General features: G+C 43.4%; 15 protein-coding genes. 13 read left to right on the top strand and 2 right to left on the bottom strand.

The annotated features are described in order from the left end of the window. The first annotated feature begins 28 nt into the window (after window positions 1–28). The 12 genes from hemA to VM932_RS01185 all read left to right on the top strand — a co-directional run bounded on the left by hemA (window position 29) and on the right by VM932_RS01185 (window position 10,874). Window positions 29–1,285 carry a glutamyl-tRNA reductase gene (hemA, locus tag VM932_RS01240; RefSeq protein ID WP_326276776.1) on the top strand — a complete coding sequence of 419 codons (1,257 nt, stop codon included), beginning with the start codon at window positions 29–31 and terminating at the stop codon, window positions 1,283–1,285. Next, window positions 1,282–2,208: a hydroxymethylbilane synthase gene (gene hemC, locus VM932_RS01235; protein ID WP_326276775.1), complete on the top strand. Its 927-nt coding sequence runs from the start codon at window positions 1,282–1,284 to the stop codon at window positions 2,206–2,208. The genes hemA and hemC overlap by 4 nt, the downstream gene beginning before the upstream one ends. Continuing rightward, on the top strand, window positions 2,186–2,896 hold the full coding sequence (locus tag VM932_RS01230; RefSeq protein ID WP_326276774.1) for a uroporphyrinogen-III synthase: 711 nt from the start codon (window positions 2,186–2,188) through the stop codon (window positions 2,894–2,896). The genes hemC and VM932_RS01230 overlap by 23 nt, the downstream gene beginning before the upstream one ends. Before the next feature lie 62 nt (window positions 2,897–2,958). Further along, window positions 2,959–3,984: a uroporphyrinogen decarboxylase gene (gene hemE, locus VM932_RS01225; protein WP_326276772.1), complete on the top strand. Its 1,026-nt coding sequence runs from the start codon at window positions 2,959–2,961 to the stop codon at window positions 3,982–3,984. Continuing rightward, window positions 3,981–4,472, top strand: a complete 492-nt coding sequence (locus VM932_RS01220; RefSeq protein ID WP_326276770.1) for a DUF6973 domain-containing protein — start codon at window positions 3,981–3,983, stop codon at window positions 4,470–4,472. The genes hemE and VM932_RS01220 overlap by 4 nt, the downstream gene beginning before the upstream one ends. Continuing rightward, window positions 4,469–5,371, top strand: coding sequence for an oxygen-dependent coproporphyrinogen oxidase (gene hemF / locus VM932_RS01215; RefSeq protein WP_326276769.1), 903 nt, complete (start codon window positions 4,469–4,471; stop codon window positions 5,369–5,371). The genes VM932_RS01220 and hemF overlap by 4 nt, the downstream gene beginning before the upstream one ends. A 28-nt stretch (window positions 5,372–5,399) precedes the next feature. Beyond that, window positions 5,400–6,188: a PhzF family phenazine biosynthesis protein gene (locus VM932_RS01210; protein ID WP_326276768.1), complete on the top strand. Its 789-nt coding sequence runs from the start codon at window positions 5,400–5,402 to the stop codon at window positions 6,186–6,188. A gap of 21 nt (window positions 6,189–6,209) precedes the next feature. After that, window positions 6,210–7,199 carry a porphobilinogen synthase gene (gene hemB / locus VM932_RS01205; protein WP_326276766.1) on the top strand — a complete coding sequence of 330 codons (990 nt, stop codon included), beginning with the start codon at window positions 6,210–6,212 and terminating at the stop codon, window positions 7,197–7,199. A 12-nt stretch (window positions 7,200–7,211) separates the two neighbouring features. After that, window positions 7,212–8,519 (top strand): serine hydrolase domain-containing protein, encoded by a 1,308-nt coding sequence (locus tag VM932_RS01200; RefSeq protein WP_326276765.1) that lies wholly within the window; start codon window positions 7,212–7,214, stop codon window positions 8,517–8,519. A gap of 40 nt (window positions 8,520–8,559) precedes the next feature. Then, the gene (locus tag VM932_RS01195) at window positions 8,560–9,681 is read left to right on the top strand and encodes a hemolysin family protein (protein ID WP_326276763.1); all 1,122 of its coding nucleotides are present in this window, start codon (window positions 8,560–8,562) and stop codon (window positions 9,679–9,681) included. Then, entirely contained in the window at window positions 9,681–10,151 is a 471-nt protein-coding gene (locus tag VM932_RS01190; protein WP_326276762.1) for a methylated-DNA--[protein]-cysteine S-methyltransferase, read from the top strand. The genes VM932_RS01195 and VM932_RS01190 overlap by 1 nt, the downstream gene beginning before the upstream one ends. A gap of 9 nt (window positions 10,152–10,160) precedes the next feature. Beyond that, window positions 10,161–10,874, top strand: coding sequence for a 3'-5' exonuclease (locus tag VM932_RS01185; RefSeq protein WP_326276760.1), 714 nt, complete (start codon window positions 10,161–10,163; stop codon window positions 10,872–10,874). A 141-nt stretch (window positions 10,875–11,015) separates the two neighbouring features. Here the strand turns inward: VM932_RS01185 and VM932_RS01180 are convergent, their stop codons facing one another. Together VM932_RS01180 and VM932_RS01175 are read right to left on the bottom strand one after the other, a co-directional pair. Further along, window positions 11,016–13,208: a S8 family serine peptidase gene (locus VM932_RS01180; protein ID WP_326276759.1), complete on the bottom strand. Its 2,193-nt coding sequence runs from the start codon at window positions 13,206–13,208 to the stop codon at window positions 11,016–11,018. 152 nt (window positions 13,209–13,360) lie between these two features. Then, window positions 13,361–14,377, bottom strand: coding sequence for an endonuclease/exonuclease/phosphatase family protein (locus tag VM932_RS01175; protein ID WP_326276757.1), 1,017 nt, complete (start codon window positions 14,375–14,377; stop codon window positions 13,361–13,363). 29 nt (window positions 14,378–14,406) lie between these two features. Here VM932_RS01175 and hflX point away from each other — a divergent pair, with 29 nt between their 5' ends. After that, entirely contained in the window at window positions 14,407–15,618 is a 1,212-nt protein-coding gene (gene hflX / locus VM932_RS01170; protein WP_326276755.1) for a GTPase HflX, read from the top strand. The last annotated feature ends 72 nt before the right edge of the window (window positions 15,619–15,690 follow it).

Here is a 15,690-nt window from a genome sequence, read left to right as displayed (position 1 = left end):
TATTTTTGTCCTGCGATTTATATCCTTTATGAGGAACTACCATATTTCAAAACATAATTCCTTCTACGCCATTGGGTTGAGCTATAAGAAGGCGGATGCAGAGGTGAGAGGAAAATTCAGTCTGGATGTTCCCGCCATTGACCATATCTTGGGCAAGGCCAAGGAAATCGGCATTGATGGTCTTTTGGCCATTTCCACCTGCAATAGAACCGAGCTTTACGGTTTTGCACAACATCCCTATCAATTGATCAAACTACTTTGCGACCAAACCAATGGTACCGTCGAAGAATTTCAAGAAGTAGCCTATGTGTACAAAAACCATGATGCCATTTCGCACATGTTTAAAGTAGGTACCGGTCTTGATAGTCAGATTTTGGGGGATTTTGAAATCATTAGCCAAATTAAGCAAGGGTTTTATCGATCCAAAAAGCTTGAGATGGCCAATCCGTTCTTGGAGCGTTTATGCAATGCTGTGATTCAGGCCAGCAAACGCATCAAAAACGAAACGGAACTATCATCTGGCGCCACATCGGTGGCATTTGCTTCGGTAAAATATATTCTGGACAATGTTGATGATATTTCCAACAAGAATATATTATTGTTCGGAACGGGAAAAATTGGAAGGAACACTTGCGAGAATCTGGTGAAGCACTCCGACAATTCCCACATCACCTTGATCAACAGGACCAGGGAAAAAGCAGAGGACATTGCGGGCAAGTTCCAATTGACCGTAAAGGACTATGGCGACCTGCAAACCGAGATTAGAAAGGCCGATATTCTTGTAGTGGCTACCGGAGCGCAGTTGCCCACGGTTTCCAAGGCCTTGATCTATACCAAAAAACCGTTGTTGGTCTTGGATTTATCCGTTCCCAAAAACGTGTCGGACGATGTGAAGGAATTGGACAATGTGACCTTGGTGCATTTGGACCAACTTTCACAAATCACGGACGAGACCTTGTCCAAAAGAAAGGAATATGTCCCCAAAGCGGAAGCAATCATAGAAAGGGTGAAAAAGGATTTCTTGAAATGGTTGGAGACCCGAAAGTTTGCCCCGGTGATCAATGCCCTTAAGGACAAACTGAACACCATGAAGACCGAGGAAATCGATTTTCAGACCAAGAAAATTGAGGGATTCGACCAAATACAAGCGGAAATCATCTCGGACCGGATCATCCAAAAAATCACCAAGCAGTTTGCCAACCACCTAAAGAGCAACGAGGTAGATACCGAAGACAGTCTGGAGCTTATACAAAAAGTTTTTCAGCTAGAACTACATTCCAAATGAGCAAAATCATCCGAATTGGAACCCGCGACAGCGAACTCGCGCTGTGGCAAGCTACCACCGTGCAACAAAAGCTGGAGGGACTGGGGTATGACACCATTTTGGTCCCCACTAAATCCATAGGTGACCAAGTGTTGGACAAACCCTTGTACGAACTTGGTGTGACGGGAATTTTTACCAAAACCTTGGATGTTGCTTTACTAAAAGACCAAATTGATATTGCTGTCCACTCCATGAAGGATGTGCCCACGCAACTCCCTAAAGGAATAGTACAGGTTGCCGTTTTGGAACGGGCCGTTAGCCATGATGTTTTGGTCCATAAAAGTTTGGCTTTTTTAAATGCTGACCAACCCGCCACCATTGCCACGGGTAGTTTGCGAAGAAAAGCGCAATGGCTGAACAAATATCCCAACCACAAAGTGGTCGATTTAAGGGGAAATGTGAATACCCGACTGCTCAAATTAATCGAAAACGATTGGCAAGGGGCCATTTTTGCCCAAGCAGGGTTGCAGCGGATCAAATTGTTGCCCAAAGATGCCCTGTATCTGGATTGGATGGTTCCCGCTCCAGCGCAAGGGGCCATGCTGGTCGTGGCCAAAGAAGAAGATGACTTTACCAAAGAAGCATTGGTAAAACTCAATCACCCAAGTTCGCAAACCGCCACTACCATCGAACGTGATTTTTTACGCACTTTGGAAGGGGGGTGTACCGCCCCAATTGGTGCGTTGGCCCAAATAAAAGATCAAACGGTTTATTTTGAAGGGGTTGTTTTCTCGTTGGACGGAAAACAGAAAATCGACATCAAAAAAGAAGTAAGACTGTCCGAAGCCAAAGACCTTGGGAAAATTTCTGCAGAAGAGGTTTTGCAAAAAGGAGGCGATAAATTGATGCAGGAAATCAGAAATGAAAACAGTGCTCTCCACTAAAATACTGACCCCTTCACAAAAGGAGCTCTTTCTAAATTCCGGTTTGGGATTGGTGGAGTACGATGCCCTGAAAATTGAATTTTTAGAGGTGAAAATTCCCTTGGACTATGTTAACTACATTTTCACGAGCAAGAATGCCGTAAATGCCTTTTTAAGGCAGGTTGAACATTTGGACAAATCCAAGTTCAATGCCTTTTGTGTTGGTGAAAAGACAACGTCCCTTTTGGTAGAAAATGGGCTGAAAATTGCTGAAATGGCCGAATATGCATCAGCATTGGCCAAAAATATTGTAGAGCGATATCAAAATGAGACATTTGTATTCCTTTGTGGCAACAAAAGGAGAGATGAACTTCCTGATATGCTCACAAAAAATAACGTTCAGTATAAAGAAGTGGAGCTGTATCATACCCATCTAAACCCAAAGGCATTTCAAAGGGATTTTGATGGCATTCTGTTCTTTAGTCCCAGTGGGATTAGAAGTTATCTTTTGGAAAACAGTATTGGAAACAGCACTTTGTTCTGTATTGGAGAAACAACTGCTGCTGAAGCCCAAAAACACTCAAACCATACCATTGTAGCCAACAAACCAACAGTGGAAAATGTGTTGGCACAGGCGATAAAAGAACTGTCATTCCACCCGGATGCTGAGCGTAGTCGAAGTACAATGCGAAATCAAAAAAAACCTTAAAAAGATTCCTGATGGAGTTTATGCTGAGTTAAACGAAGTACAGGAATGACAAATTAAAATCTATGATTAAAAACGACTTGTTCCTAAAAGCTTTAAAAGGTGAAACTGTTGAACGTCCACCCGTGTGGATGATGCGACAGGCAGGACGCTATTTGCCCGAGTTTATGGAACTCCGTAAAAAATACGATTTCTTCACCCGATGCCAGACCCCAGAACTGGCTTCCGAAATCACTGTACAGCCCATTCGCCGATACGGAATGGATGCCGCCATTTTGTTCAGTGATATTTTGGTGATTCCGCAGGCCATGGACATCGAGGTACAGATGAAACCCAACTTTGGGCCCTTTTTGCCCAACCCTATCCGCTCCCAAGCTGATTTGGACAAGGTGATTGTTCCCGATATCCAGGATTCATTGGGTTATGTGATGGATGCCATTGCCATGACCAAGGAAAAGTTGAACGATGAAGTTCCATTGATCGGTTTTGCAGGCTCCCCTTGGACCTTACTTTGCTATTGTGTGGAAGGTCAGGGTAGCAAAAGTTTTGACAAAGCCAGGGGATTTTGTTTTACACAACCCGAAGCTGCCCACGAATTGCTTCAAAAAATAACGGACACCACCATCGCCTACCTTAAAGCAAAGGTCAAAGCTGGAGTAAATGCTGTTCAGGTTTTTGATTCTTGGGGCGGAATGCTTTCACCTCAGGATTATCAAGAATTTTCTTGGAAATATATGCAACAGATTGTGGATGCCTTAAAAGATGAAGCGCCCGTAATCGTTTTTGGAAAAGGATGCTGGTTCGCTTTAAAAGAAATGGCAAACTCTGGAGCTTCGGCCGTTGGGGTCGATTGGACCTGTTCCCCTCAAAATGCAAGATATTTAACCGGAGGAAACGTCACGCTGCAAGGTAATTTTGATCCGGCCCGCTTGCTTTCTCCTCCTGCTACAATCAAGGAAATGGTCACCCAAATGATCCGGGATTTTGGAAAGGACAAGTACATCGTTAACCTTGGTCACGGTATTTTGCCACATATTCCCGTAGAGAATGCAAAAGCATTTATTGATGCCGTAAAAGAATACAAGGAGTGAACCTTTTTGCAGTACTAAAACGGGTTGATTTTAAAAATATACTGAAAGTTATAGGTATTGGATTAAGCCGTCCCCATTTTATTTGGCCAACCATAAAAGCTACCAAGGATTGCATATCCATATCGACCAAAAACTACGGCAAACTCCACCATAAAAATGGCCCTGCCAATGCGTTCAGACACGCTTTTTGGAATTATCTGATTGCAAAACGGTGTTTTAAATGGCAAGAAAATGAGGAAGTCGTATTAGCTTGGGCAAAAAAGGTGACGGATTGGCACGAGGCTTCATTTCCGAATAAAAGTTTGCCAAAGGCAATGGACTTGCACAATAACAAAGTGGGTCGTTTCATTTTTGAGCAAAACAGAGAAAAATCAGAACAAGAGGTCATCGAGGTATTAAAGCTAATGGCTTTGGAATCCATCAAAATTGATGGGAGTTCAACCCTTTCTGACCATAAAAACCGAATGGTACATATTTTAGCACAATGAAGGATAAGTTTTACCAATACATTCAACAACTACAGGACAGCATCACTTCAAAACTGGAAGAACTGGATGGCATCGCTACGTTTCAGCAAGACCTTTGGGAACGCGAAGAAGGCGGTGGCGGTAGAACCCGTGTCATTGAAAATGGTTCCGTTTTTGAAAAAGGAGGGGTCAATATTTCCAAAGTCCACGGGCCATTGCCAAAAAGTATGCAAAACTATTTTGGTGTGGATGATGTCGATTTCTTTGCCTGTGGCCTCAGCTTGGTGATTCACCCCAAAAGTCCGATGGTGCCCACCGTGCATGCCAATTGGCGCTATTTTGAGATGTACGACAAGGAGGGTAAGATCGTGGACCAATGGTTTGGTGGCGGACAGGACCTCACCCCTTATTATTTGTTCGAGGAAGATGCAGCCCATTTTCATGCAGTTTGCAAAAAAGCCTGCGATGCCCATAACCCAAAATTTTATCGGGACTACAAAAAGAAGTGCGACGATTATTTCTGGAACACCCACCGGAATGAAGCTCGCGGGGTAGGTGGATTGTTCTTCGATTATTGCAAAGCAACCGAAGAAACGAGCATGGAAGACTGGTACAATTTTGTAACCGAGGTCGGGGATAGTTTTTTGGAGGCCTACGCACCCATTGTAGAAAAAAGAAAAGACCTACCCTACTCTGAAGATCAACGCAATTGGCAAGAAATTAGACGGGGACGTTATGTGGAGTTCAATCTAGTGCACGACAAAGGCACTCTTTTTGGGCTGAAAACCAATGGCCGTATTGAAAGTATATTGATGAGTCTGCCCCCACACGTACAATGGCGATACGACCATCATCCCGAAAAAGGAAGTGAGGAAGATAAGTTGATAGAAGTACTACAAAGCCCAAAAGATTGGGTTTAATGCGTAGTTTTGCCTTGAAACCAAGCCTATGAGACAGAAAATTTACCAAATAGATGCATTTACCAGCCAGACTTTTGGCGGAAATCCCGCTGCGGTCTGCATTTTGGATTCGTGGTTGAATCCAGAATTAATGCAAAAAATAGCCCAAGAGAACAATTTGGCCGAGACCGCTTTTGCCGTCAAAAGAGATGACCAGTACGAATTGCGATGGTTCACCCCGGAAGTGGAGGTCGATCTCTGCGGACACGCCACTTTGGCAACCGCCTTTGTGCTCTTTCATTTTTACGAATTTCAAAAAAATACCATTCAATTCTATTCGCCCCGAAGCGGGAATCTAACCGTGAACAAGGCAGACAATGGTTGGTTGACCATGGATTTTCCGACGGATAATCTCGTAGCCATACAAAATATGGAAGCGCTGGACAATGCCATAGGGCAAAGCCCGATTAAAACCCTGAAGGGCAAAACGGATTACATGATGGTCTACCAATCCCAAAAGGAAATTGAGGCCCTTGAACCCAACCACCATCTGTTGGCGCAATTGGATGTTCGGGGGGTTATCGTAACTGCTCCGGGGGACGAAGTGGATTTTGTATCCCGCTTTTTTGCTCCCGCTTGTGGCATTCCCGAAGACCCCGTTACAGGTTCGGCGCACACTTCACTTAGCCCATATTGGTCAGAGGTTTTGGGCAAATCCAAAATGACCGCCAAACAGCTTTCCAAAAGAGGTGGTGATTTGGTCTGTGAATACTTGGGCGAACGAGTAAAGATTTCAGGAAAAGCCGCGCTTTATTTAACAGGAGAAATTGATATTTAATATCAGCTAAAACCATCAACTATGTACCCACTCATACGAAACAGAAGACTCCGTGCATCCGAATCCGTTAGAAGATTGGTTCGGGAAACCACCTTGACCCCAGATGACTTTCTGGTGCCTCTTTTTGTAGTGGAAGGCAAAGGAGTGAAAGAAGGGATTGCTTCAATGCCCAACTATTTTAGGTTGAGTTTGGACAATCTTGAAAAAGAAGTAAAGGAACTTTGGAAAATGGGACTTTGTTCCGTGCTCCTTTTTGTGAAGGTCGATGATAAGCTTAAAGATAATAAAGGAACCGAGGCATTAAACCCGAACGGGCTGATGCAACGTGCCATAAAAACGGTGAAAAACGCCTGTCCACAAATGTTGGTGATGACGGATGTCGCGTTAGATCCCTTTTCGTCCTACGGTCATGATGGCATTGTGGCCGAAGGGCAAATCCTGAATGATGAAACCGCTGAGGTTCTGGCAGAAATGAGCGTATCCCACGCCAAGGCAGGAGCCGATTTTGTGGCCCCCAGCGATATGATGGACGGTAGAATTTTGACCATTCGAGAAGCTTTGGAGGACGAGGGCTTAATCAATACAGGTATTATGGCATATTCCGCTAAATATGCAAGCGCATTTTACGGTCCCTTCCGCGATGCCCTGGACTCTGCACCTGTTGATATTGCCAATGTGCCCAAAGACAAAAATACCTATCAGATGGATTATGCCAATCGGCATGAAGCTATAAAAGAAACCCAAATGGACATTGACGAAGGAGCCGACATCGTGATGGTTAAACCCGGTTTGTGCTATTTGGACATTGTTCGGGAAATCAAAAATGAAGTGGAAGTTCCCGTTGCCGTATATCAGGTTTCTGGAGAATACGCCATGGTAAAAGCCGCCGCCGAGAAAGGCTGGTTGGACCATGATGCTGTGGTCTTGGAGCAATTGACGGCCATAAAACGGGCCGGTGCGGATATTATCGCCAGTTATTTTGCCAAGGATTTTATTAGAACTTTGGGCTAAACCCCGACAAAAATGAAAAAAATTGCGGCTTCGTTGCTCTTCATCACTTTAGTGATGCCCTTTGGATTTGCCCAGCGGGAGCTCATCCATGCCTATCCGTCCAAATTGGGTTTTGATGAAGCTTTCATCAACCAAAAAGTGGATTCCATTATGGAAATGGGCATCGATAGCTTGGCTTTCCCGGGCGCCCAACTTTTGGTCGCCAAGAACGATACCGTAATTTTTCACAAAGCCTACGGATTCCATACCTACGATAGCGTTCAAGCTGTAGCCTTGAACGACCTGTACGATTTAGCTTCCGTTACCAAGATTTCCGGGCCCTTGCCTGCCCTGATGAAGTTGGTGGACGAGGGCAAACTCGATTTGGACCAACCTTTTGGCAACTATTGGAAGCCTTGGAGACACCGAAAGGACAAGAAAGACCTCACTTTACGCGAAATTTTGGCGCATCAGGCCGGTTTGGTGCCCTACATTGTTTTTTTGCAGAAAGTGTTGCGTAAGAATGGTAAAATCAAAAAACGCTTTGTTCGGAATTCATCCCATAAAAGATTTCAAGGACAAGTGTATGATGGGCTCTATATCAACAATCGGTTCGAGCGAAAAATGAGCCGTATCATCAACCGGTCTAAAGTTTCCGATGAGAAGAAATACGTGTATTCCGGGCTCACCTTTCTTATTTTCCCTAGATTGATTGAACAGCTCTCAGGAACCGACTATCAAACCTATTTGCATGAAAACTTCTATCAACCTTTGGGGTGTCATACCTTGGGATACCTGCCCAAAGAAAATAACTACGTGAACGCCATTGTGCCCACCGAAGTGGATTCGCTTTTCCGGAAAACGCTGGTAAAAGGTTGGGTGCACGATGAAAATGCTTCGCTCAAAGGTGGGGTTTCTGGCAACGCGGGATTGTTCGGAACGGCAGATGACTTGGCGAAATTGATGCTATTTTATCAAAATTATGGCGAGGTAGATGACCAACAGCTTATTTCGACCAAAACCGTAAAAGAGTTTACCGAAGTGCAGTACCCAGAAAACGAAAATCGCAGGGGGCTGGGCTTCGACAAACCTTTGCTCAATAACGCAGAACTACCATTGGAAGAGGCCTACCCCTCCCCTTTGGCAAGCCCAAAAAGTTTTGGCCACTCCGGCTTTACGGGAACCTTTGTCTGGGCCGACCCTGAAAACAAGCTCACCTTTATTTTTCTATCCAACCGGGTGTATCCGTCCAGGGACCATCGCCAACTATACGATCTGAACATCCGAACGGCCTTGCAGGATGTTTTTTATAAAGCGGGGGGATTACCCATTCAAAATTAATTCCAAATCCCTATCTTGGTACTAAAGATTCTACCATTTTATGGGACTACTTATATTTTATGCCCTTATTTCCATTTTCTTCTCATTCCTGTGCTCCATTTTGGAAGCAGTATTGTTGAGCGTCACACCTACCTTTATCAATATAAAAAAGCAAGAGGGCAAAGATTATGCAAGCTCTTTGGAAAAGCTTAAAAAGGATGTGGACAAACCTTTGATCGCCATCCTCACCCTAAACACCGTTGCGCATACCGTCGGTGCCATTTTGGTAGGGGTACAGGCAAAAGTAGCTTATGCAGAAATGTATGGAAGCACCAAGCGCACCCTTTTTGGGTTTTCCCTTACCGAAGATCTTATGGTCGGAATCGTATCCACCTTGATGACCATATTGATTTTGGTCGCCTCAGAAATCATTCCAAAGACCATTGGCGCCACTTTCTGGAAACAGTTGGCCAACTTTAGCAGTAAGGCACTTAACATTATGGTATTTGTGCTTAAATGGACGGGATTGCTATGGTTGTTGCAGCTTTTCACCAAATTGGTGGGGGCAAAAGCCGAACATGGCAGTGTGTTGAATCGGGAGGATTTTAGCGCTATGACCGAAATTGCCCATGAAGAGGGTGTTTTCAAGGAATCGGAATCCAAAATGATAAAAAACCTGCTTTATTTTGATGAGATTTTGGCACGCGATGTAATGACCCCGAGAACTGTAATGAAAGTGGCATCCGAAGACACTACCATAAAGAAATTTTTTGAAAAAAACAGACCCTTGCGCTTTTCAAGAATTCCGTTGTACAAAGATCGGATGGACAACATTACGGGCTTCTTTTTAAAGGATGAGTTGTTGGAGGCCATCATCAATAAAAAGGGCAATGAAAACCTATCTACGATCAGAAGGGAAATACTGGTAACAAATCGTAGTAAGTCCATAAATGACCTTTTCAAAAAATTTGTGCAGAAAAGAGAACACATTTCTTTGGTAGTGGACGAGTATGGCTCGGTAAGCGGGTTGGTCACCATGGAAGATGTGATCGAAACCCTGCTCGGATTGGAAATTATGGACGAAAGCGACAATGTGGAAAACCTACAAACACTCGCCAGAAAAAACTGGGAAGCCCGTGCAAAACGATTGGGAATCATTGAAGGTGAAGATGAGCTAGAATAATGGAAACTGCTTATTTACAGACTCCTATTGGAACAGCAGAGTTGAAAGGTGATGCAAACGGCCTTGCCTCTATCACTGTCTTGGACAATAATAAACCAAATGGTACAATTCCCGTGACTTTACAGGATGCCGCCAAGCAATTTCAAGAATATTTTGATGGAGACCGAAAGGTATTCGACCTAAAACTAAACCCCACTGGAACGGATTTTCAGAAAAAAGTTTGGAACGCTCTTCTTGAAATCCCATTTGGAAAAACCATTTCTTATTTGGAACTTTCCAAGCAGCTCGGTGATGTAAAAGCCATTCGTGCAGTAGCCTCGGCCAATGGTAAAAATCCACTTTGGATTGTGGTTCCTTGTCACCGCGTAATCGGAACCAACGGAGACCTCACAGGATATGCAGGTGGACTGCATAGAAAAAAATGGTTATTGGAACACGAGAGTCCTGCCAAGCAGACGACTCTTTTTTAATTAGTTGCCATGCTTTATAAACTTAACCTGGAGTATATCCTTTTTTTGGATATCGAGACCGTACCCCAACAGCAACATTTCACCGACTTGGATGAAACCGCCCAGCTCTTATGGGAACAGAAAACGCAGTACCAGCGCAAAGACGAGTTTACCGCCGAGGAATTTTATGACCGTGCGGGGATTTGGGCCGAGTTTGGGAAAATTGTTTGCATTTCCGTTGGGTATTTTAATAGTAAAGGCGATTTGAGAACCTTTAGGGTCACTTCCTTTTATGGTGAGGAAATACAAATCCTTAAACAATTCAAACAACTCCTTAAAGATCATTTTAGCCAAGTCAAGCATCTTTTGTGCGCCCATAATGGCAAGGAATTCGATTTCCCCTATATCGCCCGCAGAATGGTGATAAACGGCATCAATCTACCCTACAAACTGGATCTCTTCGGTAAAAAGCCTTGGGAGGTTCCCCATTTGGATACCATGGAACTCTGGAAGTTTGGCGACTACAAACATTACACCTCCTTAAAACTGTTGGCACATGTACTGGGCATTCCATCTCCTAAAGATGATATGGATGGCAGTATGGTAAAAGATGTGTTTTATAAGGAAAACGATATTGATAGAATCATCAGGTATTGTGAATTGGACGTGGTGACGACCGCACAAGTATTCTTACGGTTACGAAATGAAGCACTTCTGGCCGATCAAGAGATTAAGAAAGTTTAATCAGGAGTCGAAGTTATCAATCCATAGTTGGCCATGGCAGCCGTGTCATTCCAGCCAAAGCAGGAATCCACTTTAAAAAGCCCGATGGATTCCGCATCCTACTTCGACTATGCTCAGCATCCGTGCGGAAGGCATCAATAACTAGTTCTTATAAAACTTCGTGCTTTTGATTCCCGAATAATCCTGAACCACCAGTACATATAATCCAGAAGACAAAGAGGACACATTGATGGAACCTTCGGTCTTTCCTTTTTTAATCACGTTGCCAGAAGTGGTCACGATGGAGAACTCGGCATCTTTGGACAAGTCCGCCTCCACGTTTAAATAATCAACAGCGGGATTCGGATAAATGGTTATGTTCAATTCTTGAGGGACGAACATCGGGGCACTTTGTATCAGCACTGTTTTTGCACCTTTAAACGCAAAGGCAATAGTCTCGGAGAATTCGGATACGACATTCTCGGTACAGATAGAACGAACACGGGCTTCGTACACTTTGCCTTCTTCCAAAGCGGTAAGCTCAAAGTTATTTTCCCAGATCAATTCACTTTCCCAATTGTCCGTATCAATGCTCTTGTATTGCACTTCAAATAAGGTTTCTTCAGCATCGTCCCAAGAAATGGTTGTGCCCTCGCTGGAGGAACCTTCCAAATCCACATCCGAAGGAGGCGCTATGGAACAATTGGACACTTGTGCCCCGGAAACAATCAAGGAAAAATCTTGAAGACCATTTTTCAACCCTCCCTTGTGCGAAATGGTAATGGTGTAAGTACCTCTTGCATTTTCTACCTCAATACGCTCAAAGGGATCAACCGTGTTATCTCCTTTAGTAGCGACATCATTGGCCTTGGCAGGGTTCAATTTCCACGGAAAGTAGGTTTCTCCGTCCTTGGTTATCCTAATATCCAAATCGTTTATCAAAGCGGCTCGGGTACTGTTAAGCTCTCCCCGGTTTATGTATTCGGATTCTGGATCGGTCCAAGATATGGAGGCCATCAATGGTTCATTTTCCATGGCCAAAACCGTTATGGAGTAGGTTTCTCCGTCTGATAGCGTTTCTTCGTTTATCAAAGTGGTATACTCTTTATTCTGAAGCACCTCTGCCGCGGATTTTGCATTCATTATACCCCACCCCATTTTATAATCCGGCCCTTTGGCATCCACATCATCGGCAGTATGAAGCGCAAGTCCTTTTAAGGTAGCCGCTTTCATATAGGAACCAAAAAGCTCTTCGTGATATTGTTGCAATAACAAAAGTGAGCCAGTAACCCCAGGTGCGGCCATGGAAGTCCCCGCAGAAACCTGGTAACTGCTGTTGGTGGCCGAACTTGTGGAAAGAATATCCCCACCATCCCCTGCCAAATCGGGTTTTACGCGACCATCATCTACAGGTCCAAAGCTGCTATATCCCGCAACAGAAGCTTTTTTTAAATCACCGCTGCCATCAATTTCCGTGTTGGCACCGGCAATGGTCAATCCGTTTTTAGTTGTGGTAAACCCCAATAAAAGATCAAAGCCATCGGCGGTTTTACCAAAATTCGGTGTTTCGTTGTCGTGAGATTTTTGTGCGTTCCCCGCTGCGGTCACCATTAAATAATAAGGAGCATTGTACATGATCCTGTCCCAGTCTTGGGTTACTTTAATATAGGCGCCAAAATACCAATCGGGCACCCTGTCGGACAAAATTCCGTAGGAATGATTACTCAACAAAAGGCCATTGGCAGCGGCCTCTGCCACTTCAATTTTATCGCGACTCCAATCGTGGGTCAAGGCTTCTGCGCCATAGGCGGCACCTTTGGCACTGGGTTCCACACCGGCAGATATAAGGTTGCCTGTCACCAAAGTGGCATGCAGACTTATCTCATTTGCATTATCGGCATTCTTTGCCCTGGTATCAAACTCTTGGTGGGAGGACAAAGCCACACCGGAATCCCAAACACCTACTTCCATGCCCCTACCGGTTAAACCTAAATTCAGCAGCCCTTTATCATAAAGCGTATGAGCCCTTGAAGTTTGGGATGCGTAATCGTTTAAGGTAGTATAGTAAAGTGGTGTTCCATCGGTACCAATATCCTTTAAAGCTATTTGTGTACCATTGTTGCTTTTTGAAGCTATAAGTCCTTTGGTTTTTATCAGCTCGCCTATTTTTTTAAGCTTGGACTGGTGATCAATTTCCATTTCGGAAATAAAAGAGGATATTTTCCCTTGATCATAGGAAAAACGAATTTGCTCTTTTGAACTTTTGGATTGGGCAAATATGGACACTGCGCCTAAAAGCGAAAATAAAATGGAGAAAATCACTCCCTTAACCCCTGTAGGAAAACGATAGTCCATAATTGAGTTTATGGTAAGATTTGGACTACGAATATATGTTGATATGTACTATTTACCGATAAAATTCCTACTTTATTCGATGAAATGCATAGCGTTTTACTTCTTTATGTTGTGAAAATTCACTTTTACGTGGTGTAATTTTTTTCTGATAATCATTTCTTGCTTTCATCCATTACAACATATACAGGAAAATGATCACTATAGCCACCCAAATATTTCTTTCCAGCAAAAGTCCTGAAAGGATTTCCTTTGTATTTGCCCTTCCATTGTTTTAAAAATCTAGGTGAAAATATTTTTGCTTCCACAAAATTGTGGGTGTCCTTTTCGTAGTTCAAAAAACTGTGCGAGAGCAATATTTGATCGAACAAACTCCACTCCCCTTTGTAATTGGCACTGCCCGATACAGGGGACAATAATTTCTTCATAGGGTTAATGAACTTTCCAGTGTCCATAAGTGTTTGGATACTTTTTGAATTAGGGTCGTCATTAAAATCGCCCATAACAATAATGTTTGAACCATTCCCTTGTATGGCATCAAGTTTTTGAAGAATGGTTTCCGCTGCCTTGATGCGCTTATAGCTGGTTTCCTCAGCTCCTTCCCTACGGGATGGCCAATGGTTCACAAAAACATGGATTTCTTCTTGATGCAACTTGCCGTGTACATATAAAATATCCCGGGTAAGGTCTCTATCGCCATTTGTATTTTGTACCATCAAAGGAATGGTCTCGGCATCGAGCACCTCAAAATGTTCTTTATGGTAAATCAGGGCCGTATCTATTCCCCGCTCATCGGGGGAATCAAAATGAATGGTTCCATAATCCACATCCCGTAATTGTTTTGATCGTAAAAGCGATTTAATTACTCCTTTATTTTCAACTTCGGCCATACCTACCAAAACCGGGGGATGATTACTTTCTTCCAATCCAATCCTAGAAATAGCCCTGGAAATTTTATTGGCTTTGTTCCAAAATTTGGATTTGTTCCACCTTTTAAACCCCTTTGGGGTAAAATCATCATCCAACAGATACGGGTCATCTTTGGTGTCAAAGAAATTTTCGAGATTATAGAATGCTATCGTATATCTGTTTTTCTTTTTATGCAAGATCCCTGTTTCTTTTTCCAATGATTCAATAGAAATGCCAAAGTACAAAAATAGCTTCCAAAACATTGCGTAAATTTGTACTCTAAACCAGTTCGATGCTAGAAAAGAAGTCAATTGAATATGAAAAGGCGGTACTGATTGGTGTAATGAATCAGCACCAAGACGAAGCCAAGGTAAAAGAGTACTTGGACGAGCTTGAATTTTTGACATACACTGCCGGTGGCGAAGTTGAGAAAAGATTTGTGCAGCGCATTGATGTACCCAATCCAAAAACTTACATTGGAAGTGGTAAAATGGAAGAGGTACGCCAATTTGTAAAGGAAAATGAAATAGGTTCCGTAATCTTTGATGATGAACTATCGCCTGCACAACAGAACAATGTTGAAAAACTACTGCGCTGTAAAGTGCTGGATAGAACCAGTTTGATTCTGGACATATTTGCCCAAAGGGCCAAGACAAGTTATGCCAGAACCCAAGTAGAGCTTGCCCAATACGAATATCTTTTACCAAGATTGACCGGTCTTTGGACGCACTTGGAGCGGCAACGGGGTGGTATTGGTATGCGTGGTCCCGGTGAAACGGAAATTGAAACGGATAGACGTATTGTTCGTGACCGCATTGCCTTGCTCAAAAAGAAACTTGCCAAAATAGACCGCCAAATGGAAACCCAGCGCGGTAACCGTGGCTCTTTGGTTCGGGTTGCTTTGGTGGGATATACCAACGTTGGCAAATCTACCTTAATGAACGTGATCAGCAAAAGCGATGTGTTTGCGGAGAACAAACTTTTTGCTACGCTGGACACCACTGTTCGCAAAGTGGTACTCGGAAACCTTCCTTTTCTATTGAGTGATACAGTGGGATTCATCAGAAAGTTGCCGACCCAATTGGTGGAGAGTTTTAAAAGTACCTTGGACGAGGTTCGCGAGGCTGACCTACTGCTGCATGTGGTAGATATTTCGCATCCTAATTTTGAAGAGCATATTGCCTCGGTAAATCAAATTTTGGATGAAATTGATAGTTCTGGAAAACCCTGCATCATGGTCTTCAACAAAATAGACCAATACCGCCCAGAAACTATTGATGAAGACGATTTGGTTACCGAACGCACAACCGCTCATTTTACATTGGAGGAATGGAAGAAAACCTATTTTAATAAGCTCGGGGACAAAGCGCTATTTATCTCTGCATTGAACAAGGAAAACATGGACGAATTCAGAAAACGCGTCTACGATGCGGTGCGCGATATCCATGTCACCCGTTTCCCATACAACAACTTTTTGTATCCAGAACATTTGGATGAGTATTAAAAGCAGTCCCAATTAAGTGCTTTCTTCTTGGATATACAGCAAAAAATCAAGTACCTCACAACATTTTTCGGA

It is taken from the genome of Flagellimonas halotolerans (assembly GCF_035818535.1).
GTDB lineage: Bacteria > Bacteroidota > Bacteroidia > Flavobacteriales > Flavobacteriaceae > Flagellimonas > Flagellimonas halotolerans.
The sequence above is the reverse complement of the archived record's forward strand: the minus strand, read 5'-3'. Positions and strand labels throughout refer to the sequence as shown.